Raw genomic sequence first — 26150 nt, forward strand, 5'->3', positions numbered from 1 at the left:
CATCTGCCGCCTCGTTTTGTGTGGTTTATTTGCCTGTCAGCTCTTTGAGCAGGTCGTCGGACTGGCTGCTATCCGGTGCAGAGGCTTCACTGCCCGATGCATCGGCTGCCGGAATCTCTGCTGGCAGCTCGGCGGACGGGGCGTTATCCATCTGTTGCATGATGGCGGCGGCGTCTTCGGCGTTGGTTTTTACCTCGTCATGCAGCGAGCCGGTCACCAGCTTGGGGAAGGCAATCAACAGGCCCACCATGATGATTTGCATCAACACGTACGGTACGGCGCCCCAGTAGATCTGCGTGCTCTTCACTTCTTTCGGTGCCACGCTGCGCAGGTAGAACAGGGCGAAGCCGAATGGCGGGTGCAAGAACGAGGTTTGCATGTTCACGGCCAGAATCACGCCGAACCAGATCAGGTTGATGTCCAGGCTTTGCGCTACCGGCGCCAGCAACGGCACCAGGATGAAGGCGATCTCGAAGAAGTCCAGGAAGAACGCCAGGAAGAACACCATGATGTTCACAACAATCAGGAAGCCGGTGGCGCCGCCGGGCAGGCCGGTCAGCAGGTGCTCTACCCACTGGTCGCCGTTTACACCCAGGAAGGCAATGCGGAACACGCGGGCGCCGATCAGGATGAACACCACGAAGGTGGACAGCTTCACGGTGGAGTCCATGGCTTGTTGCAGCAGCTTAATGTCGAGGCGTTTGTTCATCAGCGCCAGGATGATGGCACCCACTGCGCCCATGGCGCCGCCTTCGGTTGGCGTGGCAATACCCAGGAAGATGGTACCCAGTACCAGGAAGATCAGCAGCAGTGGCGGAATCATCACCAGTACTACGCGCTTGGCCAGCTGTGCGCCGCGCAGGGTGCGCGCCTCGGGTGGCAGGGCGGGGGCCCACTGTGGCTTGAACACTGTGATCATGAAGACGAACATGGCGTAGAACAGGCACAGCAGCAGGCCGGGTGCCATGGCGCCAGCGTACATATCGCCTACCGAAGTACCCAGCTGGTCGGCCAGCACAATCAGCACCAGCGATGGCGGGATGATCTGTGCCAGGGTGCCGGATGCGGCGATGACGCCGGTAGCAATACGCGTGTCGTAGCCGTAGCGCAGCATGATGGGCAGCGAGATCAGGCCCATCGAAATCACCGATGCGGCCACTACGCCGGTGGTGGCGGCCAGCAGGGCGCCGACAAAGATCACCGCGTAGGCCAGGCCGCCGCGCACCGAGCCAAACAGTTGGCCGATGGTATCCAGCATGTCTTCTGCCATGCCGGAACGTTCCAGTATCAAGCCCATGAAGGTAAAGAACGGTATCGCCAGCAGCGTATCGTTACGCATGATGTCGTATACCTGGTTGGGCAGGGCTTGCAGCAGCTCGGGGCGCAGCAGTTCAAAGTGGATGCCGATCCAGCTGAACAGCAGGCCGACGGCACCCAGGGCAAAGGCTACCGGATAGCCGATCAGCAAAAAGGCGATCAGCGAACAGAACATGATGGGGGCTAGCATGTCGAGGCTCATACCGGCTCCTTGTGAACGTCAGTGTTTTTTTCGGAAGGGTCGGCAGCCAGGCCTTGCAGGAAAGCCACGCGCTTGATGACTTCGGACAGGCCCTGCGCCAGCAGTAGCGAGAACCCCACCGGAATCAGCAGGAACACCGGCCAGCGAATCAGGCCGCCAGCGTCGGACGACATTTCACCGCTTACCCAGGCGTCCATGAACATGGGCCAGCCGTACATGATGATGATCACGCAGACCGGCGACAGGAACAGCAGGGTGCCGATGATGTCGATGATGGCCTGGCCACGTTTGGACAGCTTGCTGGCCAGCAGGTCGATGCGGATGTGTTCGTTCTTTTGCAGGGTGTACGCCGCGGCCAGCAGGAACACAGCCGAGAACAGATACCACTGGATTTCAAGGAAGGCGTTGGAACTGATATCGAACGCTTTGCGCACGACAGCGTTTCCGGCGCTGATGAGCACGACGACAAGCACGAGCCATGACGCAGCCCGGCCCACGCGTGCGTTGATCGCGTCGATCAGACGCGACAAGGCAAGCAGTGAATGCACTGGTTTTCTCCTGTGTAGTGTTTTTACAGCTGTAGCTGCTTTTTATCAGCCTTCTCCAAGGCTGCTACCGTTTTCGGTTGCTGCTATAGAAACACAGGGCGTGATACTTGCAAAGTACATGCGGGTAGGGGATTACCCTTGGTTGCCGGGCTGGCTGCGTGTCAGCTGCAGGCGCAGGCTGTCGTGGCGGGTGTGCATGGCCGCGATGCGCCAGCCTTGCAGTGGCTGGTGGCCCAGTACGGTGGCGTGCAGCCAGCGCTGTACGGCGGGTATGTCGCGCCAGTGCAGGGTGAGGTGTTGTTGGTCTATGGCCAGCCAGGGCAGGGGTGCGGCCAACCTTTGCAGCAGGCGTGTGGCCATGCCGCTATTGGCCGCCAGGCTGGCAGCCTTGCCCAGCAGGTGGCCACGCAGGCCGGGCTGCATGTCGTCGGCTTGCAGGTGGTAGCGCAGGCGCAGGCTGTCGTCGGCTGGTGTGGCGGGCTCGGGCTGGCAGTGTAGCTGCAGGATGGTGGCGGCGGGGTGGTGCAGGTGTAGCCAGAAAACCGCACCGTGTTCGTCCAGTAGCAGGTCTTCCAGGGTGAGCTCGTCATTGTCCAGCCAGCTTTTCAGCTGTTTGAGCAGGAGCGCGGCGGGCAGGCTGATGCCGTCGCGGTGCAGGCGCGGGCGCAGGGTTTGCCAACGGTGCCAGCGTGACGTGTCCATCTTAGTCGAACAGGGTGCGCGCACCCTCGTAGCGGGCGGCGAAGTAGCTGTTGTCCAGGCGGTCGACGCGAATCACGCTATTGCTGCGCGGCGCATGCACGAATTTGCCGTCACCTATATAGATACCCATGTGCGAAAACGGTTTGCCCAGCGTGTTGAAGAACACCAGGTCGCCCACGCGCATGCGGCTATTGTCGATGGGGCGGGCCAGGCTGGCGATCTGCGCAGCGTTGTGCGGCAGTTTTACCTTGGCGGCGTTCTGGTAGATGTAGGCCACCATGCCGCTGCAGTCCAGCCCGGCTTCCGGGTTGCTGCCGCCAAATTTGTAATCGATATCCAGCAGGCTCAGGCTGTACATCAGGATTTCGCGGCCAGCGCCTTCGGCTTGCAAGCCCGCCAGGCTAATGCCGGGGCGGCTGGCGGGTTTGGTGGCCGGCTTTTTCGGCGCAGGCGGGGCGCTGGCGCAGCCCGCCAGTGCCAGCGCCGTGGCCCATAGCACCAGCCCTTGGCGGCTGGCCAGCTGCGCGAGGGTGGTGCGTTTCGTCATGCCTGTTTTGCCTCCAGTGCTTCCCAGCGCTCCAGTTTTTCCAGTAGCAGCAGGTCGATTTCTTCGATGCGCGCTTGCCAGCCGCGTGCTTCCAGCGGGGCGCTGCGGTAGGCGTTAGGGTCCAGCAGTTTCTCGTTCAGCTGGGCTTGTTCGCTTTCCAGGTCGGCGATCTCTTGCGGCAGGCGCTCCAGCTCGCGCTTTTCGTTAAAGCTGAGTTTCTGCGTGCGGGCGCTGCGGTCGCGTTCCGGCTTGGCGTCAACGTTGGCCGCATGGTTGTCTTTGCGCGCCGGGGCTTCCTGCTTCATGGCTGCCATGCGGGCTTTGGTGTCTACCCAGTCCTGGTAGCCGCCAGGGTATTCTTCCAGCCGGCCTTCGCCTTCAAATGCAATCACTTGAGTGACAACGTTATCGAGAAAGGCGCGATCGTGGCTGACCACAAAGACGGTGCCGTTGTATTGCTCGATCAGCTCTTCCAGCAGCTCCAGGGTGTCGATGTCCAGGTCGTTGGTGGGTTCGTCCAGCACCAGTACGTTGGCCGGGCGGGTAAACAGCCGCGCCAGCAGCAGGCGGTTGCGCTCGCCACCGGATAGCGAGCGCACCGGGCTGCGCGCACGCTGTGGCGAGAACAGGAAGTCTTCCAGGTAGCTCATCACGTGCTTTTTCTGGCCGCAGATTTCCACAAAGTCGTTACCCTGGCTGATGATGTCGGCCACGCTGGTTTCTTCGTCCAGCTGGGTGCGGAACTGGTCAAAGTAGGCCACTTCCAGCTTGCTGCCGCGCTTGATGCTGCCGCTGTCGGCTTCCAGCTCGCCCAGAATCAGTTTCAGCAGGGTAGTTTTGCCGGCGCCGTTGGGGCCGATCAGGCCGATTTTGTCGCCGCGCAGAATGCGGCTGGTAAAGTTCTTGATCAGCGTGCGGCCTTCAAAGCCTTTGCTGACGTGTTCCAGCTCGGCCACCAGCTTGCCGGAGCGCTCGCCGGCGTCCAGCTGGAAGTTGACCTGGCCTACGCGCTCGCGGCGGGCGGCGCGCTGGCGGCGGATTTCTTCCAGGCGGCGCACGCGGCCTTCGTTGCGGGTGCGGCGTGCTTCTACGCCTTTACGGATCCACACTTCTTCCTGAGCGTGGAATTTATCGAAGATGCGGTTTTGTTCTTCTTCTACAGCCAGTTCTTCGGCTTTGCGGATCTGGTAGGCACCAAAGCTGCCGGGGTAGCTGCGCAGCAGGCCGCGGTCCAGCTCGATGATGCGGGTGGCGATATTGTCCAGGAAGCGGCGGTCGTGGGTGATTAGCAGCACGCTGCCGGCAAAGTTCTTGATCAGGCCTTCCAGCCACTCGATGGCGCTCATATCCAGGTGGTTGGTGGGTTCGTCCAGCAGCAGTACGTCGGGGCGGGACGCCAGTGCGCGCGCCAGGGCAACGCGTTTTTTCCAGCCGCCGGACAGCTCGCTGACCAGGGTGTCTGCATTCAGGCCCAGGTGGGACAGGGTGGTGCTGATCAGGGCGTCGAACTGCCAGCCGTCGTGCGCTTCCAGTGCGTGCTGGATATCGGTCATGCGCGCCAGCACGGCTTCATGGTTGGCCGCAGGGTCGGCCAGCTGCTGTGTCAGGTGGTGGTAGTCGGTCAGCAGGGCTTTAAGCGCGCCCAGGCCTTCGGCAACGGCTTCGAAGACGGTGTGCCCGTCGGTAAATACTGGCTCTTGCGGTACGTAGGCTACCTTGATATCGCTTTGCTGGATGATGCGGCCATCGTCCAGCTTTACCGAGCCGGCGATGGCTTTCAGTAAAGAGGATTTGCCGGCGCCATTGCGGCCGATCAGGCCGACGACCTCGCCGCTTTCCAGCGAAAAGTCCACTTTGTCCAGCAGGGCATGGTGCCCGAAGGCAAGGCAAGCGTTATCTACGGTAATCAGGGCCATAATGTATTGTGGGTGTACGGGGCAATTGCAATGGCGGCGATTGTAGCATGAGCGCGTGTTTGCCCTTCGCCTGCCGCCCTGTGGCTGCTACAATGCGCGCCAACTCGAAGCCTGCCTGCCGGCGGGTATCTGTGAAAGGATTCGCCATGTATTTTGTTGACCGATCGGTAGCCGTAATCAAACCCAAAGCCCCGTTTCTGACGTGGCTCAACGCCGTGCCGGACAACGACATGATCGAGCTGACGCTGGATACACTGCGCGCAGACAGTACCGTGATCCTGCTGCCGGAGTTCGACGAGCCGGAAGAGGCAGTAGCTCACATCGACGAGATTTTCGAGCAGCTATTCCGCCTGGAGCTGGCATCGTGGTACGAAGACGAGTCGCTGTGGCCGCAAGACCGCTCGCTGAAAACCTTCTGGGAATGGTTTGATGTCGAGATTCACTCCACGCTGCTGGATACCGTGGACGCCGACATCATCAACTCGCCGGTTGACCCCGCCTGATTGGTAGCCCGCCGTGCATCAGACAGCCATCCCGCCTTTTGCGGCCAACCTGGCGACCAGCCGGCTGGCTTGCGGGGTGCTATTGCTGATGTGGCTGGCTTTGCTGGCTGCGGCCAGCGTACTGGATACGCAATCGCAGTTGGTGCTGCTGCTGTGCGGTGGCCTGGCTAGCGTGTCCTTGCTGCGCAGTAGCGGTATGGCAGGGCGCGCGGGCAGTTTTACCGTAGACGCCCGCGGCGCCTGCCATCTGCAGCTGCTGCGGGTGGCGGTGTTGCCCGCCAGTGTGGCGCTGCCCTGGCTGGTGGTGCTGCGTGGCCGCACGGCCGATAAAAAAGACCTGACCCTGCTGGTGTGGCGCGACGCCGTGCCGGCCCAGACGCACCGGGCGCTGCGTGTCTACGTGCAGTGGTGCCGCACGGCAGCGGCCAACCTTGCAGAAGAAAATTAGAGAATGAGTACGAACACCCCACCACATCGCGACAGCAGCCTGCAAGACTGGCTGCAGTATCAGGAAGGCCTGCACGTAACGGCAATCGATATGGGCCTGGCCCGCGTGGCCGCCGTGCGGGATGCCATGGGCCTACAGCCGGGCTTTCCCGTCATTATCGTGGGCGGCACCAACGGCAAGGGCTCGGTGTGCGCCATGCTGTCTACCATGCTGAGTCGTGGCGGCTTCAAGGTGGGCACGTATACCTCGCCGCACATCATCCGCTACAACGAGCGCATTGCCATCGATATGCAGCCGGTGAGCGACCAGCGCATTGTGGATAGCTTTGCGGCCATCAACGACGCCCGTGGCGACACCTCGCTAAGCTATTTCGAGTTCGGCACCCTGGCCGCCATGCATACCTTTATGGCAGAAGGCGTTGACGTGGCCGTGCTGGAAGTAGGGCTGGGCGGCCGCCTGGACGCCGTGAATATTTTCGAGCCGGCGGTGTCGGTGGTGGTGAGTGTGGACCTGGACCACCAAGCCTACCTGGGCGACACGCGCGAGCTGGTGGGTTTCGAAAAGGCCGGCATTTTCCGCGCTGGCAAAGTGGCCATCTGCGCCGACCCTAACCCGCCGCAAAGCCTGCTGGACCATGCTGCACAGCTGGGGGCGGACCTCAAGCTGGTAGGGCGCGACTTCGGCATTACGCGCATGGACAACCAGTGGTCGTTCCATATGGGCGATGTGCACAAGCACGCGCTGCCTATCCCGGCCCTGCGTGGCGAATACCAGATGGTGAATGCCGCGGCGGCACTGGCGGCACTCGAGGCGGTAAAAACCTGGCTGCCGGTAGGCATCGGCGCCATCAAGCGCGGGCTGCTGGAGGTAGATTGGCCGGGGCGCTTCCAGGTATTGCCGGGCCGCCCGCTTACCATTCTTGATGTGGGCCACAACCCGCATGCGGCACGTGCGCTGGCCGATAGCCTCAAGCGCATGGCCTTTGCCAGCAAACGCATCGCCGTGTTCTCCATGCTGGCCGATAAAGACATGGCTGCGGTGGTGGGCTTGCTGAAAGACGAGTTCGACGTGTGGCTGGTGGGCGGGCTGGACATGCCGCGCGGCCGCACGGCAGAAGACATGGCCAGCGAGCTGGAAAGCCTGGGGGTAAAGGGCGTCAGCCGTTACCAAACGATACCCTTGGCTTGGGACGCAGCCTTATCTCAGGCCGGCGAGAATGATAGAATCGTGGTATTCGGCTCTTTCCACACCGTGGCCGAGGTGATGGAACATCGCCTTCACCGCGCATCATAAGGACACCTGATGGCACTTTCCACCCATGACGAACTGCTGTTGCTGCGCAAACGAGCGCGCCGCCGCCTGGTGGGCGCTGTCGTGATGGTGAGCTTGTCTACAGCGGTACTGTGGAATGTGGTGGACGCCTTGCCAGAGCAGGCCATGAAGCCGGAGGCGGTAGACATCACCGGCTTGCAGGCTGCCTCGCAGCCTGCGGCAGTGGTAGCGCCCCCGGTGCCCCCGGTGGCGGCCTCGCAGCCCGTGACGGATTTGCTGGCCACGCTGCCGCCAGAAGAGCCGGAGGCGGCCTCGCTGCCGGCGGCTCGCCCGCCTGTTGTGCTGGCCAAACCGCCCGTGGCGGAGCCTGTGCCGATAGCCGCCCCCGCTGCACCAACACAGGCGGCACCGGCTATCAAGCCCGAGCCCAAACCTGTGCCCAAGCCTGAAGCGCCGCCCGAGCCTAAACCACAGACCAAGCCCAAGGCCGAACCTAAGCCTGCGCCCAAAGAGCCCGCCAAGGACAACAAGCCCAAGCCCGTCGCCGAGAAAAAAGCGGCCGACCCGATGGCTATCCTGGAAGGGCGTGAGGCAGCGCATGCCGAACCGGCAAAACCGGCCAAAGAATCCGCCGCCGAAGCCGCGCCCGCCAAGGCCGAGGGTGGCAAGAAGTTCAGTATCCAGCTTGCTGCCTTATCCGACCCGGAAAAGGTCGATGCTTTGCGCAGCAGGTTGGCCGCAGCAGGGGTAAGCGCCCGTTTCAGCAAGGTGCAAACCAGCAAGGGCGAAGTAACCCGCGTGCGCGTGGGGCCGTTCAAATCGCGTGAAGAGGCCGACGCCGCCATGCGCCGCCTGAGCAAGGCCGGCGTAACCGGCATTGTGGTGGGGGCGGAATGACCTGGCTGGACTACCTGATTCTGGCGCTGATTGCCGGCTCTATCATGTTGTCACTGTTTCGCGGGCTGGCGGCCGAGGTGCTGTCGCTGTTTTCATGGTTAATCGCCTTCTGGGCGGCGCGCAGCCTGTCGCCCATGGTGGCTGACTTTATCCCCTTGCCTGGCGATGGCCTGCGCCTGGTAGCGGCTTTCCTGCTGTTGCTGGTGGGGGTGTGGTTGCTGGCAGGCGTGTTGCGGGCATCGCTGACCGTGATGCTGGACGCAGTGGGTCTGGGCGGGGTAAACCGTTTTTTTGGCGCGGTATTCGGTTTGATACGCGGCATGCTGCTGGTGACGGTGGTGATGATTCTGGGTGGGCTCAGTAACCTGCCGCAGTCACCCGCCTGGCAAGATGCCTTGCTGGTGTCACCATTTCAGGCCGTGGCGGTGGCAGCCAAGCCTTGGCTGCCGGATGCCTTGGCACAGAAAATGAATTTTTCATAGCTTTGCAATAGAGGGGTGGCGATGCGTTGGCATCGTCACCCCTTGTTTTTACTCGTGTAGTCTGGGGATTAACTATGTGTGGAATTCTTGGGGTGGTAGGTCAGACACCCGTAAACCAGCTGTTGTATGACGGTTTGCAGTTGTTGCAGCACCGTGGTCAGGACGCAGCCGGTATTGTTACGGCCAGCGGCAAGACCTTTCACATGCACAAAGGCAGCGGTTTGGTGCGGGATGTATTCCGTACCCGCAATATGCGCTCCTTGCAGGGCAACGCCGGTATCGGCCACGTGCGCTACCCCACCGCCGGTTCGGCATCTTGCCTGGCCGAAGCGCAGCCGTTTTACGTGAACTCGCCGTTCGGCATTGTGCTGGCACACAACGGCAACCTCACCAATACCGACGAGCTGAAGTCGGACATGTACCGCAATGACCTGCGCCACATCAACACCAATTCCGATTCGGAAGTGCTGCTGAACGTGTTTGCGCACGAGATCGCCGCCCGTGTGGAAGGTGCCTCGCTGACTGCTGACGCCGTGTTTGGCGCGGTAGAGGCGGTACACCGCCGCGTGAAAGGTGCTTATGCCGTGGTAGCCATGATTGCCGGCTACGGCCTGGTAGCATTCCGCGACCCGCATGGTATCCGCCCGTTGATCATGGGCTGCAACGAAGTGGACAACCGTACCGAGTACATGTTTGCCTCCGAGTCCGTGGCGCTGGATTGCTCCGGTTTTAAAGTGCTGCGCGACGTGCTGCCAGGCGAGTGTGTCTACGTACGTTTCGACGGCGAGATGCAGGCCAAGGTGTGCGCCGAGAAAACCCAGCTGGCACCTTGCCTGTTCGAGTACGTGTACTTTGCGCGCCCGGATTCGGTGATCGACGGCGTATCGGTGTACCAGTCCCGCCTGGTGATGGGCGAGATGCTGGCCGAGAAAATCCGCCGCCAGTACCCGGACATGGCCATCGACGTGGTAATCCCGATTCCCGATTCCAGCCGTCAAAGCGCGCTGCAGCTGGCCAATGCACTGGGCCTGCCGTACCGCGAAGGCTTCATCAAGAACCGTTACATTGGCCGCACCTTCATCATGCCGGGCCAGGCGGTGCGTAAAAAATCGGTACGCCAGAAGCTGAACCCGGTGCCGATGGAGTTTGCCGGCCGCAATGTGCTGCTGGTGGATGACTCCATCGTGCGCGGTACCACCTCCAAAGAAATCGTGCAGATGGCGCGTGATTCCGGTGCCAAAAAGGTGTTCTTTGCCTCGGCCGCCCCTGCCGTGCGTTTCCCGAACGTTTACGGTATCGATATGCCAACCCGCGCCGAGCTGCTGGCTACTGGCCGCAACGACACGCAAATTGCGGCCGAAATTGGCGCTGATGCCGTGATCTATCAGGATCTGGAGGCGCTGGAACAAGCTGTGCACAGCCTGAATCGCGAGCTGAACGTGTTTGAAGCTTCGTGCTTTAGCGGCTGCTACATTACCGGCGACATCAACGAAGCGTACCTGGATGCGATCGAGGCGGCACGCGGCAAAGGCAAATCTGCTGGCAAAGAAGCGAAAGACGGCGAAGATGCGGGCAGTCAGATGGTAGACCTCAACCTGAATGTGGCTGAGCAAAACCTGATGTAATGTGCTTATAACGACAAGGGTTGGCCGCTGCGGCCAACCCTTGTTATCGTTAGGCCTTGTATTCAATCGCCCGTGTCGAGACCCAACATGTCCAGTGACGACCCTTGTCTGAGCCTGCACCCGGAAACCCTGGCCATTCGTGCTGGCCGCGAAACCAGCGAGTATCGCGAGCATAGCCAGAGCCTGCAGCTTACTTCCAGCTTTACCTTCGATAGCGCCGCCCAGGCTGCCGCCATGTTTCTGGGCGAAATCGACGGCTTTACCTACTCCCGCTTTACCAACCCTACCGTAGCGGCGTTCCAGCAGCGCCTGGCCGCGATGGAAGGTGCCGAGCGTGCTGTCGCCACCTCTACCGGTATGGCGGCCATCCAGGCCACCATGCTGACCCTGCTGAAAAGCGGTGACCACATTGTGTCCTCGCGCAGCCTGTTTGGCTCCACCATTAATCTGTTCAATGGTGTGCTGGCCAAGTTCGGCGTGGAAACCAGCTATGTCGATGCGGCCAATCTGGACGCCTGGCGCGCGGCCATCAAGCCGAGTACCAAGGTGTTTTTCCTGGAAACACCATCGAACCCGCTCACCGACCTGGCAGACATTGCCGCCGTGGCGGCTATTGCACACGAAGCAGGGGCCTTGCTGGTGGTGGATAACTGCTTCTGCTCGCCAGCCCTGCAACAGCCTATCAAGCTGGGTGCCGACCTGGTGGTGCATTCGGCCACCAAATACCTGGACGGCCACGGCCGCGTAATGGGTGGCGCGGTGGTGGGGAGCGACAAGCTGGTGGAGCAGGTGTACCTGCATGTTCGTACCGCTGGCCCGTCGCTGGCGCCGTTCAATGCCTGGGTGCTGCTATCCGGCCTGGAAACGCTGCATCTGCGTATGGAAAAGCACTCTGCCAATGCGCTGGCGCTGGCGCAGTGGCTGCAGCAGCAACCTGCTGTGGAAAAAGTGTTTTACCCCGGTTTGCCAGACCATCCGCAGTACGAACTGGCGCAGCGCCAGCAGAAAAGCGGCGGGGCGGTACTGTCGTTCCAGGTAAAAGGCGGGCGCGAAGCAGCCTGGAAAGTGGTTGATGCCATCCGGCTGATCTCCCGCACGGCCAACCTGGGCGACGTGAAAACCACGCTGACGCACCCGGCATCCACTACCCATGCACGTATTACCCCACAGGCCCGCGCTGAAGCGGGTATCACCGAGGGTTTGCTGCGCGTGGCGGTAGGGCTGGAGCACATAGAAGACCTGAAAGCGGATTTGCTGCGCGGTCTGTAAAGAAACAGTTGTTTCAATCAAGCGGCAGTCTAAACTGAAGACTGCCGTTTTTGATTGCAAAAATTATAAAGGCTAGGCGATGCAATTCTTGACATGCGTCAATTTTAAACGTAAGTTTCAAACGCTTGTTCTAAAGTCATGATGAGCAAGGCGACGCAATTACTTACCCCGATCAAGGTGCAAGACAGCATGGAAGCGAATAAACCCGATACGGCAACACGAATTCTGGACGTCGCAGAACGTCTGTTCGTCGAGCACGGTTTCGAGGCTACTTCGCTTCGCATGATTACACAGCAGGCAGAGGTTAATCTGGCTGCGGTGAATTACCACTTTGGTTCCAAGGATGCGCTGTTCGAGTCCGTATTCATGCGCCGTATCGGCCCTTTTGTGGCGGCCTGTCTGGCCGAGCTGGATACCCTTGAGCAGTCTGGACAAACACTGACAGCCGAGCAATTGGTGGTGAGCTTCATCCGCCCGTGCCTGGCCCTGTCTAAAGACCCTGCGAGGGGCGGGGCGCTGTTTGTCCGGCTGATGTCGCGTACGCTGGTAGAGAATCACCGCCTGCTACGCGAAGCACTGAATCAGCAGTACAGTATTTTTGTACAGCGCTATACCAGTGCGTTTCAGCGTGCATTACCCCAGTTTGGGGCCGAAGATATCGCATGGCGCATGCATTTCGCTTTTAGCGTAATGTTCAATGCCTTTGCCGGTAATGATGTGTTGAAGATTTTTGTCCGTAGCCAAGTGGTGACCGCCCGCGACCCGGACATGATCGTGAAACACCTGGTACCTTTTGTCGTGGCAGGGTTGACGGCGCCCATCTGATTGACTTTTCACAGGGTCAACACGAGGGTTAACCATAATGACATCTGCCGTTATTCTCGTCCTGCTGATGGGCGCGCTGGCTTACTTCCGCGCGCCTGTTATTGCCTGGACTATCGCCATTGCAGGCTGGCTTGCTAGCCTGCAGTTTGTCTGGGGCTGCCAGGTTCCTGTTGCCGTATGGGCCGTTTTCGGCGTCATTGCGGCAGTATTGAACCTTGCCCCGCTGCGCCGCGCCGTGTTCACCGGCCCGGTGTTCACCATCTTCAAGAAAATCACCCCTGCCATGTCCCAGACAGAGCAGGAAGCGATCAACGCCGGTACCGTATGGTGGGATCGTGACCTGTTCTCCGGCAAGCCGGACTGGAACCGCTTGCTGTCCTTCCCGGACCCGAAGCTCACTGCCGAAGAGCAGGCCTTTATCGATGGCCCGACCGAAGCGCTGTGCAAGATGATCGACGACTGGAAGATCACGCACGAGCTGAAAGACCTGCCGCCGGAAGTGTGGCAGTTCATCAAGGACCAGGGCTTCCTGGGCATGATCGTCAAGAAAAAATACGGTGGTCTGGAGTTCTCCAACTACGCGCACGCCAAAGTGGTAACCAAGATCGCTACCCGTGGCGGTACGGCGGCGGTGTCGGTGATGGTGCCGAACTCCCTCGGCCCCGGCGAGCTGCTGCAGCACTACGGTACCGAAGCGCAGAAAGACTACTACCTGCCGCGCTTGGCTAAAGGCGTGGATGTACCATGCTTTGCGCTGACCAGCCCGTATGCTGGTTCCGATGCCGGTGCGATTCCTGACTTTGGTGTGGTATGTCGTGGCAGCTACACCGACCCGCGCAGCGGCCAACATCACGAGAACGTACTGGGTATCCGCGTAAGCTGGGAAAAACGCTGGATTACCCTGGCGCCCGTGGCGACCGTACTGGGCCTGGCGTTCAAGATGTACGACCCGGATCACCTGCTGGGTGACAAGGAAGATATCGGCATTACCTGCGCGCTGGTACCGACCGAGCACGAGGGCGTGTGCATTGGCCGTCGTCACTTCCCGGGTGGTGCTGCCTTCATGAACGGCCCGACCTGGGGTAAAGATGTGTTCATTCCGCTGGAGTGGATCATCGGCGGCCGCGATTTTGCCGGCCAAGGCTGGCGCATGCTGGTGGAGTGCCTGTCGGTAGGCCGCTGCATCTCCCTGCCTGCCATGTCGGTAGCCTCCGGCAAGGTGGCTTCCTACACCACCGGCGCGTATGCCCGCATCCGCGACCAGTTCGGCCTGTCCATCGGCAAGTTCGAAGGCGTAGACGAAGCCATGGCGCGTATCGGTGGCTTTACCTACCAGATGGAAGCCTCGCAAGACCTGGCATTGACCGCGCTGGATATTGGCGAGAAGCCGTCGGTGCTGTCTGCTGTGCTCAAGTACCACAACACCGAGCGCATGCGCAAAACGCTGAATGACGCCATGGATGTACATGGTGGTAAGGCAGTGGTGCTGGGCCCGCGTAACTATCTGGCGCGCGCTTACCAGGCGATTCCTATTGCCATCACGGTAGAGGGTGCCAACATCCTGACGCGCTCCATGATCATTTACGGTCAGGGTGCCATCCGTTGCCATCCGTTTGTACTGCGTGAAATGAAAGCCGCCATGGCCAATGATGGCGCCGAGTTCGATAAAGCCATCACCGGCCATATCAACTTTGTCATCAGCAACGTATTCCGTTCGCTGTGGATGGGTCTGACGGGTGCCAAATTTGTCGGCAGCCCGAAAGGCGGCGATGTGGCGACTTACTACAAGCAGCTCACCCGTTTCTCCAGTGCTTTTGCCTTGCTGTCCGATATGGCCATGTTCAGCCTGGGCGGCTCGCTGAAGTTCCGAGAAAAACTGTCTGCCCGCTTGGGTGACATGCTGTCCAATCTGTACATTGCCTCGGCTTGCCTGAAGCGCTTCGAGCGTGACGGTGCGCAGAAAGAAGACCTGCCGGTGCTGAAGTGGGCGGTAGAGACTGCCCTGTACGACCTGCAACAGGCCATGGACGGTTTCCTGGCAAACCTGCCAAGCCGCGTGTTGGCCGCAGTGCTGCGCAAAGTGATCTTCCCGTGGGGTCTCACCCTCAAGCCTGCCAGCGACCGCGTTGGCACCCAGGTTGCACGCAGCCTGATGGAGCTGGGCCCAACCCGCGCTCGCTTGACCAAAGGCATGTTTGTGTCGGCTGACGAAACCGACCCGATCGGTGTGCTGGAGCCAGCCTTGAAAGCCATGCTGGAAACCGAGCCGGTAGAGCAGAAGCTGCGCAAGCTGGGCCGCGATGGCAAGTTCAAGACCATCACCGCACGCGAACGCCTCGCTGAGGCTTTGGCCGGTGGCATCATTACCCAGCAAGAGTTTGATGCCGTAACACGTGCACGCAAACTCAAGCGCGATGTCATCATGGTGGACGACTTCGACATGAAGATGGAACACCACGACGAGCAATTGCTGCAGCGCCTGATTTTCTGATGAACTAGCATGTAAGTGGGGTGGGCGAAAGCTCACCCTCCTGCTGATGTCATTTTGCAGGCAGAGTGACATCAGGAGGGGTCAACATGCAAAACAACCCGATTGATTCTGCGCGCCAGCCAGTACTGCGCTTGCGTGCCGAGCCGCGTAGCACCAATGCGCATGGCCGCGTTCAGGCAGGCTGGCTGCTACATCAGATCGATCTGGCCGGTGCCACGTTTGCCGAGCGTACTGCGAAAGGGGCGGTTACCACCGTGGCAGTCAATGCTTTCCAGTTTGCCCACCCCATTCATGTGGGCGATGTGGTGTCCATTTACGCCAGCTGTTTACGCCTGGGGCAGAAATCCGTCACGCTGAAACTGGAAGTGGAAGCGGAGCGTATGTCGGGTGAAGTGGTGGCTGTAACCGACCTGATAGCCACCTATGTGGCTATCGATGCCGATGGCCAGTCCCGCCTGATCTGATGCATTGTGTGTTTCAAGATAACGATGAAACAACCGTTTGGAACGAATGCTCGAAAATGCTGGAAATACTTATCTAGTCTGGTAGTATCAATGTTAGATCGACGATACAGTACGGTCACAACAGCATGACAAACAATGCACAGAGGGAATGACACATGAAACTGAAACACCTCAGCCTGTCAGTGATGATGATGGGTGCCTCCGCTGCCGCAATGGCATCCGGCTACCATTTTGGTACCCAGTCGGTAAGTGCGCAGTCCACGGCCAACGCAAATGGCGCCGAAGCGAATGATGCGTCGACTATTTTTTATAATCCGGCTGGGATGGCAAAGCTTGAAGGTACCAACTTTTCGGGCGTGCTAAACGTTGTTGTGCCGCATGTGGAGTTTTCCAACAATGGTTCTTCCACCGCTGCCGGTGTGGCGATCAAAGGTGGTAATGGCGGCAAGATCGTTGATCCGGCGGCCGTTCCCCATCTTTATGTTACCCACCAGCTAAATGACAAACTGACTGCTGGCTTAGGTATTTTTGTCCCCTTCGGTTCTAAAACTGCATACGATCGCGATTGGGTCGGTCGTTACAATATTATCGAGACCGAACTCAAGACCATTACATTCAACCCGAGCTTGGCGTTCAAGCTGTCCGAAAAGTTGTCTGTTGGCGTGGGCGTCAGCGCACAGCATATCGAAGGTAAGCTGGTTAAAGGTGTAGATTCCGGTACCAGTTTGGTGACTGCTGCCCAGAGAGCTGGCGGTATGACTACCGCAGCACATTCGGCCGCAGCCGGCCAAATCTCTGGTAATGCAGCACTGGACGGTAGTGTTGACGTCAATGGCGATGACTGGGGTTTCGGCTACAATTTTGGCGTGCTCTACGATATTAATGAGCAGACACGCGTAGGCTTGGCTTACCGTTCTGCTATCGAGCACACGCTGAAAGGCGATGCCAAGTGGGCTTTGCAGCCGTCGAATGCTGCGGCAACAGTTAATGCCTTGACCAGCCTGGGTGTGGCTCCAGGTAACCTCGCTGCAACTGCAACTGCACTGGCAGCCCAGAGAGCGGCTATTACCAATAGCAATGCATCGCTGAAGGTAAAAACGCCTGATTCTCTATCTCTGAATTTCTTCCACAGCCTGAATGATCGCTGGGATGTGATGGGTGATTACACCCGCACTTTCCACTCGAAGTTCCAGGAACTGCGCATTGATTTTGACAATACGCTGCCAGATAGCATTACCCCGGAAAAGTGGAAAGACACCGACCGTATCTCGCTTGGCGTGGCGAACAAGTATTCCGATCGTCTGAAACTGCGTGCTGGTGTGGCCTATGATGAAACACCGGTTGCTAATGAGAGCCTGCGTACACCGTCCATTCCTGATAACGATCGTTACTGGTTGTCTCTGGGTGGTAACTATGCGCTGGATAAAGATCGCTCGGTAGATTTTGCTTACACTTTCGTCAAAATCAAATCGTCCAATACCAATAATAAAGACTGGTGCGATGGTGCTACCGTTTCTTCCGTTACTTGCACTTCCAGCAAGGCAACACTGAAGGGTAGCTACAAGTCTTATGCCCAGATTATTGGCGTACAGTACAACCAGCGTTTCTGATGCACTAATCATTGCGGCCAACCCTGTGTTGGCCGCATTAAACACGGCCATGTAAAGCCGTGTTTTTTTGGAAAAGATGCTGAATTTTGGTTCAGATACTCTAAATCAGATCTTTCCCCAGATTGCTTACCTGGAACCTATAATCCGGGAAGCGTTTAACCATGTTTGTTCGTTAAGACAACCGAGGAAACCATGTCTCAGACCAAATTCATCGTACGCAAGGTAGCCGTTCTGGGCGCCGGCGTGATGGGGGCGCAAATCGCCGCTCATCTGGTTAATGCCAAGGTGCCAACCGTTCTGTTCGACCTTCCTGCCAAAGAAGGCAACAAGAATGCGATTGCACTGAAAGCTATCGAAGGCCTGAAAAAGCTCAAGCCGTCCCCGCTGTCCAACAAGGATGCGGTGAACTTTATCCAGCCAGCCAACTACGAAGATCACCTGCACCTGCTGAAAGACTGCGATCTGGTGATCGAGGCGATTGCTGAGCGCATGGACTGGAAGGCAGACCTGTATGCCAAGGTTGGCCCGCACCTGGGCGAAAACACCATTTTCGCTACCAACACCTCTGGTTTGTCCATTAACCAGCTGGCCGATTCGCTGCCGGCGGCACTGAAGCCACGCTTCTGCGGCGTGCACTTCTTCAACCCGCCGCGCTACATGCATCTGGTTGAGATCATTCCGTGCGTGGGCTCTGACGCCGGTATTCTGGATAACCTGGAACGCTTCCTGGTATCCACGCTGGGCAAGGGCGTGATTCGCGCCAAAGATACCCCGAACTTTGTGGCGAACCGCATTGGCGTGTTCTCCATGCTGGCAACCATTGCCAACGCAGAGAAGTTCGGTATCCGCTTTGACATCGTGGACGACCTGACCGGCCCGCGCCTGGGTCGCCCGAAGTCCGCTACGTTCCGTACCGCTGATGTGGTTGGCCTGGATACCTTCTCCCACGTGGTGAAGACCATGCAGGACACCCTGCCACAAGACCCGTGGCACACGCTGTTCCAGTCGCCACAATGGCTGCAGAAGCTGATCGCTGATGGTGCCCTGGGTGCCAAGACCAAGCGCGGCATCTACAAAAAAGAAGGCAAACTGATGTTTGTCATCGATCCTGCTACGGGCGAGTACGTCGGCGCCGGTCAGAAGGGCGATGATGCCGTCAAAGAAATCCTGAAGATCGCCAATCCGGGCGAAAAATTCCAGAAGCTGCGCGAAAGCGAACACCCGCAGGCACAGTTCCTGTGGGCCTGCTTCCGCGATGTGTTCCACTACATCGCTTTCCATCTGGGTGATATCGCCAACTGCGCACGCGATGTGGACTTTGCCATTCGCTGGGGCTTTGGCTGGTCTGCTGGCCCGTTCGAAACCTGGCAATCTGCCGGCTGGAAACAAGTGGCCGAGTGGGTAGATGCCGATGTAAAAGCCGGCAAATCGCTGGCTGCGGCCAACCTGCCAGCCTGGGCGCTGGAAGCGGACCGCGACGGTGTGCACTTTGCCGATGGCTCGTTTGATGCTGCAGCTGGCAAGCTGGTTGGCCGCTCCACACTGGACGTGTACGCACGTCAGCTCGCCCCGGCAAAAGTGCTGGGTGAGGCGGATGGCCTGCTGGGTGAAACCGTATTCGAAAACGACGGTGTGCGTGCCTTTACTACTGGCGACGAAGTGCTGGTGGTGTCGTTCAAGTCCAAAGCCCATGCGATTGGCCCGGACGTGATTGATGGTGTGCATGCAGCGCTGGATATCGCCGAAGCCCGCTTCAAAGGCCTGGTGATCTGGCAAACCGAAGAGCCGTTCTCGGTGGGTGCGGATCTGCAGTCCATGCTGCCGGCCTTCATGATGGGCGACTGGGATGCTATCGACACCATGGTGCGTCGCTTCCAGGAAACCTCCATGCGTCTGCGTTACAGCCAGATTCCGACTGTCGCTGCTACCCAGGGTTACGTGTTTGGCGGCGGTTGCGAGTTTGCCATGCATTGCGACAAGGTGGTGGCTGCGCTGGAATCCTACGTGGGTCTGGTCGAAGTGGGCGTGGGCCTGCTGCCAGGTGGCGGTGGTTGCAAAGAGTTTGCCGTACGTGCCGCCAGCGAAGCCAAAGGTGATGTACTGGCTGCGCTGAAAGACTACTTCATGGCGATTGCTACCGCCAAAGTGGCGACCAGTGCGCACGAAGCGCAGGAAATCGGCTTCTTCCGTGCTACCGACAATGTGGTGTTCAATAGCTACGAGTTGCTGCACGTTGCTAAACAGCAAGCGCTGTCCATGTACGAGTCGGGCTACCGTCCGCCGATGGCGGGTGGCAAGTTTGCCGTTGCCGGCCGTGCCGGTGCCGCTTCCATCAAGGGCCAGCTGGTGAACATGCTGGAAGGTAATTTCATCAGCAAGCATGACTTTACCATTGCCGGCCTGATTGCCGATGTGATGACCGGTGGTGAGGTGGAGCAGGGTACGCTGGTGAATGAGCAGTGGATTCTGGACTTGGAGCGCAAGGCATTCATGACCTTGCTGAAATCCAGCAAAACCCAGGATCGTATTGCCAATATGCTGACCACCGGCAAACCACTGCGTAACTAATCACAGCCAGAATGCGGGCAAGCTGGCGGCTGAGGGGCTAAGCCAGCTTTGCCGGAAGGAGATTTTAAAAATGGTTAAACAAGTACAGGAAGCTTACATCGTCGCCGCCACCCGTACCCCGGTAGGCAAGGCGCCACGTGGCATGATGCGCCATGTACGCCCGGACGATATGCTGGCACACGTTATTACCGGTGCGCTGGCCCAGGTGCCTACACTGGACCCGAAGCTGATTTCCGACTGCGTGGTAGGTTGCGCCTTTCCGGAAGCCGAGCAAGGTCTGAACATGGCACGTATTGGCGTGCTGCTGGCTGGCCTGCCTAATACCGTAGGCGGCATCACCATCAACCGCTATTGCTCGTCCGGTATCAACGCCGTGCAGATGGCGGCAGACCGTATCCGTCTGGGCGAAGCCGACGTGGTGATCGCGGCAGGCTCCGAGTCCATGTCCATGGTGCCGATGATGGGTAACAAGGTTTCCTTGAACCCGGAAGTGTTTGCCAAAGACGAAAACTATGCCATCGCTTACGGCATGGGCCTGACGGCAGAAAAAGTAGCCCAGCAATGGGGCGTGTCCCGCGAAGACCAGGATGCATTTGCGGTAGAGTCGCACCGCCGTGCGCTGGCTGCCATTGATGGCGGCAAGTTCAAGAACGAGATTACCCCGCTGGAAGTAACCTATCGCACGCCTAACCTGGAAACCGGCGAAGTGGTCAGCAAGACCCGTGTGCTGGATACCGATGAAGGCCCGCGTCGCGAAACCACGCTGGAAGGCCTGGCTAAGCTGAAAACCGTGTTCGATGCCAAAGGCTCGGTCACAGCGGGTAACTCCTCGCAAATGTCCGACGGTGCTGGTGCCGTGATTCTGGTGTCGGAGCGCGTGCTGAAAGAGTTCAACCTGACCCCGCTGGCGCGTTACGTTACCTTCTCGGTAAAAGGCGTGCCGCCGGAAATCATGGGTATCGGCCCGAAAGAAGCGATTCCGGCAGCGCTGAAGCAGGCAGGCCTGGTACAGAGCGATCTGAAATGGATCGAGCTGAACGAAGCTTTTGCTGCCCAAGCTTTGGCTGTGGCACGTGATCTGGAGCTGGATATGTCGCTGGTGAACCCGCATGGTGGCGCTATTGCGCTGGGCCACCCGCTGGGCGCAACGGGTGCTGTCCGTACTGCCACACTGATCCACGGTATGCGCGATGCAGGTATGCAAGGCCATGGCATGGTGACCATGTGTATCGGTACCGGTATGGGTGCTGCTGGTATTATCGAAGTACTGTGATAAGCCTGTTGCGGCCAACCTTATGGTTGGCCGCAACAACAAAAAAGCCGGCTGCGAAGCCGGCTTTTTTCATGAGCTGTAATGTGTTTACAGGCGTTCCAGTGTTTCAAATTCTACCTGCTGGCAATCTTCGAATGTTGCATTGCTGTGCAAAATGCGAATCTGGTACGACTTGCCGTTGGCCGCAAAGGTCAGCTCTTTACCATTGTCTGCTAGCCGCTTCGGTATCAGAAAAACACGTTGCCCCTTTTTTGCATTGGTCTGCGTAATGTACAAGCCGCTGCTGATATTGCTGCCATCGGCACCGCCTTCACTCAGGCTAACGGGTAGGGGCAGGCTGCCCAGTACCTCTACCCCCACGCGCGTACCGCCTTCAGCCAGCCGCTGCACGCGTCGTATCACGCATAGTTGGCCAGGGTATTCGCGCGAGGAAACCCACATGGTGCGCCCGATCATCAGGCTTTCTACCGAGCGACCCAGGTAGGTCAGGCCAAAGCCAGCCTCGCTAGCATCGTTCACGCGCCAATCGTCATTGACCTCATCTTGCGGTAGCGCACTGCGATTCACTTTGAGGTGGTGGGCGATTTTTTCAAAGCCGATTTCAACTTTGGCATGCCCGCTGGAGCTGAGTCGTTCGTGTTGGCGCATGGATTTGCCGCCATCTTGCGACCAGCGAGACGACAGCTTTTGCAGCAGGTTACGCCAGGTGGGCGTATCCATGGCCGGGAGCGCTTGTTTGAAGCCCTCGGGAATGCCTTGGTCAAAATCCAGAATCAGGTCAGCCAAACGGTTTACCACGAAGTCGCCAGACCAGTAGCGGCACCCTTTGCCCAATGTGCCACGGCGCAGCAGCTGCGGCGGGGCGGGCAAGTCCAGATTGATCACGTACTGGAAGTCACTTTTCGAGGCGGTATTTTGCAGCTTGATGCCTTCCGACAGCCGGGCCAGCAACAAGTGGATGGCCTCGATCTCGATAGTGAGCAGGTTGTCTGTTTGTGCCAGATGCAGCATGGCGGCCTGGATGAGCAGCTGTTCACCTGTGGTGGATTCGGGCTGCTCTTCGTACATGGTGATGGCTTTGCCATGAAACCCGTACTGCTCGGCAAAGAGGTACAGCCGGTATGCCTGTTGCCAGGTATTGCCATCTGCAGAGATGTAGCGCAATGCGCTCCACTTTATCAGGCTGAGCTGGTGGTGCAGTGCCCGGATGGCCACGCGCTCGATCTGGGCGTCGATCTGGGCATTTTTACTGCTCTGGAACTGGCGCAAACAAAGCTGATAGCCATTGGAGAGCTCAGTCCAGTAAGCCAGGATGCTGGGCAGGAATGATTTGGAGCGCGATGCGCCTATCAGGAATTCCTTGCACAGTTTTCTGTGCATTTCCACCGCCCGGGTGTCGACATACAAGAGCGTATTAATGCGGTCTTTTAGGGTGACGCTGGCATCTTTGTTGATTTTTGCCACCGCCTTGATGATTTCGACCAGCGCCGTGTAGTACTCGGCATTCGGCAAGTTCTTGACCAGCATGGTTGCCGACTCGGTCGACTCGCTTGAGGTCTTTTTTCTGCCTGAAATGGCGCTGAGAATGGCTTTGATATCAATCATTGGGTACGGGGTCGGGTTCGGTTGGCCGAGTCATGCTATGAGCTGCCTATAGTAGCGTAATCTCGTTATCGATAGGAGGTTTGGCTCAATGCTAACCGTCTTTTTATACACAGGGATTGCATAGAGGGTGTGCAAGACACAATACGATCTTTACACAGAGTGCAATGACAGAATGAAGGGCGAGTATAGTATTTTTTCGCCATCTTGTATTGTGGAAGTGGCCGCGCTTATCAATGCTCTCTCGCGTGGCTGTTGAGGTGTCGTGGCATGCATGTGTCTGTGGAGAAAATCATACAATCGTTTTTTTGATTTATAGAACAGCTGTCAGCAGGTTTTTTCTACCTCTTCTAGCGTGTAAATTGAGTACGCACTCTAATTTTAGGGTGGGCTAATCATTGTGACGTCAAGATCACAAGTCATTCACAGAGGAGAAGTTATGGGCAAATTGATCGCAGCTAAACGTATTCTGGCCACAGCAGCACTACTGGCTGCCGGCCTGCAGCCAGCTTTCGGTATGGGTAGTGTGCCTGCAGACACCGAAGCGACGTATACCAAAACCAAGTACCCCATCGTGCTGGTGCATGGTGTACTGGGCTTTGACAGTATGCTGGGGGTGGATTACTTCTATGGCATCCCCACCGAGCTGCAGCGCAGCGGCGCTCAGGTGTACATTGCCCAGGTGTCGCCGGCTGACAGTTACGAGCGGCGTGGCGAGCAATTGCTTGAGCAGGTTCAGCGCATCGTGGCCATGACCGGTGCGCAGAAAGTTAACCTGATCGGCCATAGCATGGGTTCGCCAACATCCCGCTATGTGGCGTCGGTTAGGCCAGACTTGGTGGCTTCGGTGACCAGTGTTGGTGGCGTTAACAAGGGCTCTAAAGTAGCAGATGCTGTGCGTGGTGTACTTCCTCCGGGCTCTGTAGCCGAGTCGGTGGTGGTCGCTGCAGGTGGCGCTTTGGCCAGTATGATCCGGCTGTTTTCTACCGGCAGTAGCCTATCGCAAGACGAGCTGGCCACGTTGAACTCGCTCACTACGCCAGGCACGCTCGCCTTTAATAGCCGCCATCCACAGGCGGTACCGACTACAGCATGTGGTGAGGGTGCCTACCAGGTTAATGGTATCCATTACTTTTCTTGGTCGGGTGCTCAGCCCTACACCAACCCGCTGGATGTAGGTGATCCATTGTTGGCCGTAACTGGCCTGGTATTCGGCGCAGAACCTAACGATGGCTTGGTCGGGACGTGCTCTTCACGTTTGGGCCAGGTGATTCGCGACAACTATCGTTTCAACCATCTGGACGAGACCAATATGTTCTTCGGTCTGGGTAACATCCTGGAGACTAGCCCTGTCACGCTGTTCCGCCAGCACGCCAATCGTCTGCGTAATCTGGGGGTATAAACATGCGGCTGCAAGGCAAGGTATGGCTGCTACTGGTGTTGGCCGCATCGGCTGGCGCGTATTGGTGGCAGTCGGGTAGTGCCGAGCAGCCTGTGGCCGAGGGGGTGTTTGCCCCCTCGCTACGGCAAACGTCGGTAGATGGTCTGCCGCCTGCACCGGTAAGTGGCAAGATGGATGCCAAACAGCTGAAAGCGCTGTTTGATTATTATTTGGCTACGCAGGGTGAGCGCACATTTCCGGAGATTCGTCAGGAGATCGAGAAGCAACTGGCAGCGCGTCTCAGTGGCAAGGCCTTGCAAGATGCGCAGGATTTCTTCCACCGCTATCTGGCCTATCTGAATGACTTGGGGCAGGCGGGCAAGACTATTAGCCCGGTGTCTGCCGACGTGGTAAGCCAGATGAGCCAGCGTTTGCAGCTGCTACGCCAGATTCGTGCCCGGCATTTCACCCCGCTGGAGCTAAAGCAGCTTTTTGCCAGCAGCGATGTCATGGACGAGCTGGTCTTGCAGCGAATGGCGATTCAGCGGCGGCAGGATCTCAGTGAGGCGGAAAAGCGCCGCCAACTGGATGCCCTGGAGCAATCACTACAGCCAGAACAACGTGCTGCTCGTCAGCAAACGATACAGCACATTGCCTTGGCAGATGCCGAACGTAATTTACGCAAGCAAGGTGGTACGCCAGAGCAGCTGCAGGCTTTACGTGCCGGGATGGTGGGTGCTGAGGCGGCACAACGGTTGGCTGCAGTAGATGCAGAGGCGGTGGCATGGCAAACCAAACTGCAGCAATGGAAACAGGAGCGTGAGCAACTCGCCAAGGATGAGGCGTTGTCTGGCCCGCAGAGGCAGCAGGCTTTGCAAGTACTAGAGCAGAAGCTGTTCAGCGAGAACGAGCGCAAACGCTTGCTTGCTTACCAGTAAGTTACTGCTGAATCAGCGCAGCTTCGGCTGCGTTTTTTTGTCTCCGTTAATGTCATTTGGTTATTTTGTGTGGTGGCTTGTATTCTTCCGCGGCATAGATGTGGGTGAGTTACGACATTGATATTTTTTTAACTCATTGAAATTGTTGATCTTTATTTCTAATTGACCATGACGAGAGTAAGTTTGTCGAACGCTCGGTATTCCGGGTGAATTTATTGTTGTCGGGTTAATCTCAAGGAGATCATATGAGCAAGCTCAATGCAGTAAGAGGTGTGCTGGCCGGTATCGTGCTGATGACAGCAGTGTGGCAACCCGCAGTAGGTATGGGGACGCAACCTCCGTCAGATAGCGAAGCAACGTACACCAAAACCAAGTACCCAATCGTGCTGGTGCATGGCATTATGGGTTTCGATAGCATGCTTGGAATGGATTATTTCTATGGTATCCCTGCCGAGCTGCAGCGTAGCGGTGCTCAGGTTTATCTTGCACAAGTGTCACCGCTTGATAGCTATGAGCGTCGAGGCGAGCAGCTGCTTGAACAAGTCCAACGCATCGTGGCTATGACCGGGGCACAGAAAGTCAATCTGATTGGCCATAGCATGGGCTCGCCAACTTCGCGCTACGTTGCTTCGGTTCGGCCTGAGCTTGTGGCTTCTGTCACTAGTATTGGTGGGGATAACAAGGGTTCAAAAGCCATGGATGCATTGCGTGGTGCGCTACCACCAGGCTCGGTGAGCGAGTCGGTGGTGGTGGCGGCGGGTGGTGCGTTTGCCAGTCTGATCCGTTTATTCTCTACCGGCAGTAACCTGTCGCAGGATGAGCTTGGTGCGTTGAATTCGGTTACCACGGCCGGTACATTGGCATTTAATAGCCGCCACCCTCAGGGCGTGCCAGTAACGGACTGTGGTGAAGGCGCATACCAAGTCAATGGTATTCATTACTTTTCATGGTCCGGTGCGCAGCCCTATACCAACCCGCTGGATGTGAGCGACCCGCTATTGGCAACGACCGGTCTGGTGTTTGGTAGCGAACCGAATGATGGTCTGATGGGGACGTGTGCCACGCATCTTGGGCAGGTTATTCGCGACAACTACCGCTTTAATCACCTGGATGAGGTCAATATGTTCTTTGGCCTGGGCAACATTCTGGAAACCAACCCTGTGACACTTTTCCGCCAGCACGCAAACCGCTTGCGTAATCTGGGGGCGTAACCGATATGTGGCGGTGCCCGGTTGTCCGAGAGTCCTTGTTGGGGGGCTGGCTGTTATTG

General features: G+C 58.2%; 22 protein-coding genes. 16 read left to right on the forward strand and 6 right to left on the reverse strand.

Features of this window, described 5'->3' with window-relative positions; genetic code table 11:
• Window positions 1-25: 25 nt before the first annotated feature.
• The 5 genes from FLQ44_RS02655 to FLQ44_RS02675 form a co-directional block, all read right to left on the reverse strand.
• On the reverse strand, window positions 26-1519 hold the full coding sequence (locus tag FLQ44_RS02655) for a TRAP transporter large permease (protein WP_147692930.1): 1494 nt from the start codon (window positions 1517-1519) through the stop codon (window positions 26-28).
• The gene (locus FLQ44_RS02660) at window positions 1516-2067 is read right to left on the reverse strand and encodes a TRAP transporter small permease subunit (protein WP_147692931.1); all 552 of its coding nucleotides are present in this window, start codon (window positions 2065-2067) and stop codon (window positions 1516-1518) included. Before FLQ44_RS02660 ends, FLQ44_RS02655 begins: the two co-directional genes overlap by 4 nt.
• A 132-nt stretch (window positions 2068-2199) precedes the next feature.
• On the reverse strand, window positions 2200-2769 hold the full coding sequence (locus FLQ44_RS02665; RefSeq protein WP_147692932.1) for a hypothetical protein: 570 nt from the start codon (window positions 2767-2769) through the stop codon (window positions 2200-2202).
• Window position 2770: 1 nt separating this feature from the next.
• Window positions 2771-3316, reverse strand: coding sequence for a C40 family peptidase (locus FLQ44_RS02670; RefSeq protein ID WP_240801166.1), 546 nt, complete (start codon window positions 3314-3316; stop codon window positions 2771-2773).
• A complete protein-coding gene (locus tag FLQ44_RS02675) occupies window positions 3313-5232 on the reverse strand; it encodes an ATP-binding cassette domain-containing protein (protein WP_147692933.1) in 1920 nt (639 codons plus the stop codon). Before FLQ44_RS02675 ends, FLQ44_RS02670 begins: the two co-directional genes overlap by 4 nt.
• A 146-nt stretch (window positions 5233-5378) precedes the next feature.
• Here FLQ44_RS02675 and FLQ44_RS02680 point away from each other — a divergent pair, with 146 nt between their 5' ends.
• The 13 genes from FLQ44_RS02680 to FLQ44_RS02740 all read left to right on the forward strand — a co-directional run bounded on the left by FLQ44_RS02680 (window position 5379) and on the right by FLQ44_RS02740 (window position 20959).
• Window positions 5379-5735 carry a hypothetical protein gene (locus tag FLQ44_RS02680; RefSeq protein ID WP_147692934.1) on the forward strand — a complete coding sequence of 119 codons (357 nt, stop codon included), beginning with the start codon at window positions 5379-5381 and terminating at the stop codon, window positions 5733-5735.
• A 13-nt stretch (window positions 5736-5748) separates the two neighbouring features.
• Window positions 5749-6183: a protein YgfX gene (locus tag FLQ44_RS02685; RefSeq protein WP_147692935.1), complete on the forward strand. Its 435-nt coding sequence runs from the start codon at window positions 5749-5751 to the stop codon at window positions 6181-6183.
• A 3-nt stretch (window positions 6184-6186) separates the two neighbouring features.
• Complete coding sequence (gene folC / locus FLQ44_RS02690) at window positions 6187-7476, forward strand: bifunctional tetrahydrofolate synthase/dihydrofolate synthase (RefSeq protein WP_147692936.1); 1290 nt, start codon at window positions 6187-6189, stop codon at window positions 7474-7476.
• Window positions 7477-7485: 9 nt separating this feature from the next.
• Entirely contained in the window at window positions 7486-8352 is an 867-nt protein-coding gene (locus FLQ44_RS02695; RefSeq protein ID WP_276607823.1) for an SPOR domain-containing protein, read from the forward strand.
• A complete protein-coding gene (locus tag FLQ44_RS02700; RefSeq protein ID WP_147692938.1) occupies window positions 8349-8834 on the forward strand; it encodes a CvpA family protein in 486 nt (161 codons plus the stop codon). The genes FLQ44_RS02695 and FLQ44_RS02700 overlap by 4 nt, the downstream gene beginning before the upstream one ends.
• 74 nt (window positions 8835-8908) lie before the next feature.
• Window positions 8909-10459 (forward strand): amidophosphoribosyltransferase, encoded by a 1551-nt coding sequence (purF, locus tag FLQ44_RS02705; protein ID WP_147692939.1) that lies wholly within the window; start codon window positions 8909-8911, stop codon window positions 10457-10459.
• 87 nt (window positions 10460-10546) lie between these two features.
• A complete protein-coding gene (locus FLQ44_RS02710; protein ID WP_147692940.1) occupies window positions 10547-11728 on the forward strand; it encodes an O-succinylhomoserine sulfhydrylase in 1182 nt (393 codons plus the stop codon).
• A 189-nt stretch (window positions 11729-11917) separates the two neighbouring features.
• Entirely contained in the window at window positions 11918-12553 is a 636-nt protein-coding gene (locus FLQ44_RS02715) for a TetR/AcrR family transcriptional regulator (RefSeq protein WP_147682296.1), read from the forward strand.
• 37 nt (window positions 12554-12590) lie between these two features.
• A complete protein-coding gene (locus FLQ44_RS02720) occupies window positions 12591-15044 on the forward strand; it encodes an acyl-CoA dehydrogenase (protein ID WP_147692941.1) in 2454 nt (817 codons plus the stop codon).
• 86 nt (window positions 15045-15130) lie between these two features.
• Entirely contained in the window at window positions 15131-15508 is a 378-nt protein-coding gene (locus tag FLQ44_RS02725; protein ID WP_147692942.1) for an acyl-CoA thioesterase, read from the forward strand.
• A 155-nt stretch (window positions 15509-15663) separates the two neighbouring features.
• Window positions 15664-17118, forward strand: coding sequence for an OmpP1/FadL family transporter (locus FLQ44_RS02730; RefSeq protein ID WP_147692943.1), 1455 nt, complete (start codon window positions 15664-15666; stop codon window positions 17116-17118).
• 192 nt (window positions 17119-17310) lie between these two features.
• Window positions 17311-19686: a 3-hydroxyacyl-CoA dehydrogenase/enoyl-CoA hydratase family protein gene (locus tag FLQ44_RS02735; RefSeq protein WP_147692944.1), complete on the forward strand. Its 2376-nt coding sequence runs from the start codon at window positions 17311-17313 to the stop codon at window positions 19684-19686.
• Window positions 19687-19756: 70 nt separating this feature from the next.
• A complete protein-coding gene (locus tag FLQ44_RS02740; RefSeq protein ID WP_147692945.1) occupies window positions 19757-20959 on the forward strand; it encodes an acetyl-CoA C-acyltransferase in 1203 nt (400 codons plus the stop codon).
• An 87-nt stretch (window positions 20960-21046) separates the two neighbouring features.
• On the opposite strand, the gene FLQ44_RS02745 is transcribed toward FLQ44_RS02740, so the two are convergent.
• Window positions 21047-22486, reverse strand: coding sequence for a cyclic-di-GMP receptor FimW-related protein (locus FLQ44_RS02745; protein WP_147692946.1), 1440 nt, complete (start codon window positions 22484-22486; stop codon window positions 21047-21049).
• Window positions 22487-23000: 514 nt separating this feature from the next.
• Here FLQ44_RS02745 and FLQ44_RS02750 point away from each other — a divergent pair.
• The 3 genes from FLQ44_RS02750 (at window position 23001) to FLQ44_RS02760 (ending at window position 26091) form a co-directional block, all read left to right on the forward strand.
• Entirely contained in the window at window positions 23001-23963 is a 963-nt protein-coding gene (locus tag FLQ44_RS02750) for a lipase family alpha/beta hydrolase (RefSeq protein ID WP_147692947.1), read from the forward strand.
• 170 nt (window positions 23964-24133) lie between these two features.
• Window positions 24134-24880 carry a lipase secretion chaperone gene (locus tag FLQ44_RS02755; RefSeq protein ID WP_170252733.1) on the forward strand — a complete coding sequence of 249 codons (747 nt, stop codon included), beginning with the start codon at window positions 24134-24136 and terminating at the stop codon, window positions 24878-24880.
• Between the two features lie 245 nt (window positions 24881-25125).
• Entirely contained in the window at window positions 25126-26091 is a 966-nt protein-coding gene (locus FLQ44_RS02760; protein WP_206208631.1) for a lipase family alpha/beta hydrolase, read from the forward strand.
• Window positions 26092-26150 lie beyond the last annotated feature (59 nt).

Origin of the sequence: Vogesella mureinivorans, assembly GCF_007644035.1 — a bacterium.
GTDB lineage: Bacteria > Pseudomonadota > Gammaproteobacteria > Burkholderiales > Chromobacteriaceae > Vogesella > Vogesella mureinivorans.

Excerpts from the sequence above, each read along its gene's own strand:
- purF (WP_147692939.1), top strand. The coding sequence starts at position 8,909 with ATGTGTGGAATTCTTGGGGTGGTAGGTCAGACACCCGTAAACCAGCTG.
- FLQ44_RS02680 (WP_147692934.1), top strand. The coding sequence starts at position 5,379 with ATGTATTTTGTTGACCGATCGGTAGCCGTAATCAAACCCAAAGCCCCG.
- FLQ44_RS02725 (WP_147692942.1), top strand. The coding sequence starts at position 15,131 with ATGCAAAACAACCCGATTGATTCTGCGCGCCAGCCAGTACTGCGCTTG.
- folC (WP_147692936.1), top strand. The coding sequence starts at position 6,187 with ATGAGTACGAACACCCCACCACATCGCGACAGCAGCCTGCAAGACTGG.
- FLQ44_RS02745 (WP_147692946.1), bottom strand. The coding sequence starts at position 22,486 with ATGCTGGTCAAGAACTTGCCGAATGCCGAGTACTACACGGCGCTGGTC.
- FLQ44_RS02720 (WP_147692941.1), top strand. The coding sequence starts at position 12,591 with ATGACATCTGCCGTTATTCTCGTCCTGCTGATGGGCGCGCTGGCTTAC.
- FLQ44_RS02760 (WP_206208631.1), top strand. The coding sequence starts at position 25,126 with ATGAGCAAGCTCAATGCAGTAAGAGGTGTGCTGGCCGGTATCGTGCTG.
- FLQ44_RS02740 (WP_147692945.1), top strand. The coding sequence starts at position 19,757 with ATGGTTAAACAAGTACAGGAAGCTTACATCGTCGCCGCCACCCGTACC.
- FLQ44_RS02700 (WP_147692938.1), top strand. The coding sequence starts at position 8,349 with ATGACCTGGCTGGACTACCTGATTCTGGCGCTGATTGCCGGCTCTATC.
- FLQ44_RS02755 (WP_170252733.1), top strand. The coding sequence starts at position 24,134 with ATGGATGCCAAACAGCTGAAAGCGCTGTTTGATTATTATTTGGCTACG.
- FLQ44_RS02715 (WP_147682296.1), top strand. The coding sequence starts at position 11,918 with ATGGAAGCGAATAAACCCGATACGGCAACACGAATTCTGGACGTCGCA.
- FLQ44_RS02695 (WP_276607823.1), top strand. The coding sequence starts at position 7,486 with ATGGCACTTTCCACCCATGACGAACTGCTGTTGCTGCGCAAACGAGCG.
- FLQ44_RS02735 (WP_147692944.1), top strand. The coding sequence starts at position 17,311 with ATGTCTCAGACCAAATTCATCGTACGCAAGGTAGCCGTTCTGGGCGCC.
- FLQ44_RS02710 (WP_147692940.1), top strand. The coding sequence starts at position 10,547 with ATGTCCAGTGACGACCCTTGTCTGAGCCTGCACCCGGAAACCCTGGCC.
- FLQ44_RS02750 (WP_147692947.1), top strand. The coding sequence starts at position 23,001 with ATGGGCAAATTGATCGCAGCTAAACGTATTCTGGCCACAGCAGCACTA.
- FLQ44_RS02655 (WP_147692930.1), bottom strand. The coding sequence starts at position 1,519 with ATGAGCCTCGACATGCTAGCCCCCATCATGTTCTGTTCGCTGATCGCC.
- FLQ44_RS02675 (WP_147692933.1), bottom strand. The coding sequence starts at position 5,232 with ATGGCCCTGATTACCGTAGATAACGCTTGCCTTGCCTTCGGGCACCAT.
- FLQ44_RS02670 (WP_240801166.1), bottom strand. The coding sequence starts at position 3,316 with ATGACGAAACGCACCACCCTCGCGCAGCTGGCCAGCCGCCAAGGGCTG.
- FLQ44_RS02665 (WP_147692932.1), bottom strand. The coding sequence starts at position 2,769 with ATGGACACGTCACGCTGGCACCGTTGGCAAACCCTGCGCCCGCGCCTG.
- FLQ44_RS02730 (WP_147692943.1), top strand. The coding sequence starts at position 15,664 with ATGAAACTGAAACACCTCAGCCTGTCAGTGATGATGATGGGTGCCTCC.